The following is a 2,090-nucleotide window of genomic DNA, read 5'->3' on the forward strand; positions in this document are numbered from 1 at the left end:
TCATCAATATAAATTGAAGTCGATAATTGGAAATTAGTCATAAAAATATATTGCACAAAGTCAGCATTTTCTTTAATTGTTGTGCGATAAGTTAAGTCTCTATCGCCATCTCATTTTGTGATTTCATTAGCAATAACACTAACTTGATGTCTATTTACAGAGTATCACTCACTAGTAAATGTTTTTTCAAGAATTGGTGGCACAAAGAAGAATGAATGGAAATTACCTTCTTCCACTTTTTCAGTGAATGGAATATTAGCCTCATTTAATAGCGACTTTAATCTTTCTATTTTAAATGGTTTCTTAATTCTTATTTTACCTTTATCATCATTAAGGATTGTACCATCAGCACTAAAGGCAACTTGCACTCTAATTTGTTCATCAGTTAAATCAATTCCTTTGCCGCCATCATAAATTCAATATAACGGAATTCCGCCCCTAAAACCAGTTGAATTATGGAAATTATTGTACACATCGATTGCTTTAATTTTGTTTAAGTTAAATTTTGCTGTTTGATATAGCACATCGTGGTCTTCTGTCAGCAACATATCTAACGATTCTGTATTAAATTTGATTGCCGGTCATTCGCCTTTGATGTTGATATAATTTAGAGGAGTAACAAATTCTAATTTGCCATCATTTCATTGCGCGACTTGGTGTTGTTTGAAATCTTTAATTTTAACTCACCCAATAGGTGATAAAAATTCTGTTTCACCATCAACACAAGCCCCACCCCCGTGTGGATAACCAGCACCTGATTGCTCAACAATAAGTTTTCTGCCTGTTACTCCTGTGTCGTTATAGATGCTTCCACCCACAAACCCACATACATTTAGGTCAAACCCTTCAAAGTGTTTGAATAACTCACCAACAATAAGTCTTCTCACTTCTTCATAATTTTTATGTGAAGTGTTAATTGATAGGTTCATTGTTTTGTTTCTTGTATTAACAAGTGTTTTGTAATCAAATGTTTTTGTGATTGATGACACCTTTTCATCAATGTTTCTCAAAATTTGGTGTGGGTCATTGTCATTCAGTTTTGTGTAGAACACAACCTCTTGGTCTCCTGCTAACTTATTAACTTTTCTTTCTGCAAGCATAGTGTCTTGTGAAATAAACTTGTTAATAATCTTAACTTTCTTTTTGAAACCATAGTCAGAAGCGATTTGGTCTAGAAGTGCCCTAAGTTCTTGCTTTGCTTTCTTTCACTCTTGTTTGTTTGCAAAAGAAGTTTCACCAGATAGATATAGACCTGCTCTATTGATAATCACTTCTGTTGCTGATGTAGTTGCATAGTCATTGATAATTTTAGCAATTTTATCTGCAACTCTATCAGGGTGTCCTTCACCTACATATTCTGTAATCGTTTGTTTTGCTTTTGTTTCTTGCTTAGTCGATTTAAGTGTATGTTTCTTAACTTCTTTTTCAACTAATTTCTTAATTGTTTTTCTTGGCATATTGAATGCTCCTTTCATATACAACTATATTTTACACTGAAAATAAAAAAACATAACCAACTTTTTGATTATATTTTCCTTAGCAAGTTGTTCTTGCTTTTGACTTCAACTCATGTTGCTTTGTCTTTTAATGTAAGGTCTGGATTGACAACAAGCAATCCTGTTGCCGATTTCTTCACTCCACTGTCAGTAATTGGGTCTTTTAACAAGTTCGCTTTAATTGTTTTGCCATTGAATTCAAACTCCGCATATGTTGCCTTGACAGCTATTCCATGTGTGTCCCTTGTGTGGAATTGGTAAGCATATGAACCAACACCGATGATGACATTTTCAGAAGCGTAACCGGCTTTCGCCATTGCTCCATAAAGTTTATCAATTTTCTCTGGTGTCATACCTTCACCTCACAAGAAAGTGATAGGCAACACCTTATAACCTTTGGCATTAATTGTTGAACCGAAGTGTTTCTCAATGATTTTGAATAGTCCAAGTTTGGCATTCTTCTTATCGTTTTTGGTTGTGTTTGGATGTGTCAATTTAAACCCACCAAGCAACACCTCAACAGAGTTGCCACTGTCTGGACGGATAACCAATTTGCCATCGCGGTTAAGAATCTCTTTCTTCAATGAAGGCAAG

At 34.5% G+C, this 2,090-nt stretch carries 3 protein-coding genes and 1 pseudogene; all 4 read right to left on the minus strand.

The genetic code is table 11. The features are described from left to right. Nucleotides 1-164: 164 nt before the first annotated feature. The 4 genes and pseudogenes from N1032_RS22670 to N1032_RS22685 all read right to left on the minus strand — a co-directional run bounded on the left by N1032_RS22670 (nt 165) and on the right by N1032_RS22685 (nt 2,089). Complete coding sequence (locus N1032_RS22670) at nt 165-368, minus strand: hypothetical protein (protein ID WP_259542572.1); 204 nt, start codon at nt 366-368, stop codon at nt 165-167. A 315-nt stretch (nt 369-683) separates the two neighbouring features. Further along, entirely contained in the window at nt 684-1,100 is a 417-nt protein-coding gene (locus N1032_RS22675) for a hypothetical protein (protein ID WP_259542573.1), read from the minus strand. 105 nt (nt 1,101-1,205) lie between these two features. Then, nucleotides 1,206-1,475, minus strand: a complete 270-nt coding sequence (locus N1032_RS22680; protein WP_259542574.1) for a hypothetical protein — start codon at nt 1,473-1,475, stop codon at nt 1,206-1,208. Between the two features lie 92 nt (nt 1,476-1,567). After that, nucleotides 1,568-2,089, minus strand: a pseudogene (locus tag N1032_RS22685) (hypothetical protein). Between the last annotated feature and the right edge of the window lies 1 nt (nt 2,090).

The sequence above is a fragment of the Herbiconiux daphne genome, assembly GCF_024979295.1.
In the GTDB taxonomy this organism is placed as follows: Bacteria; Actinomycetota; Actinomycetes; order Actinomycetales; family Microbacteriaceae; genus Herbiconiux; species Herbiconiux daphnes.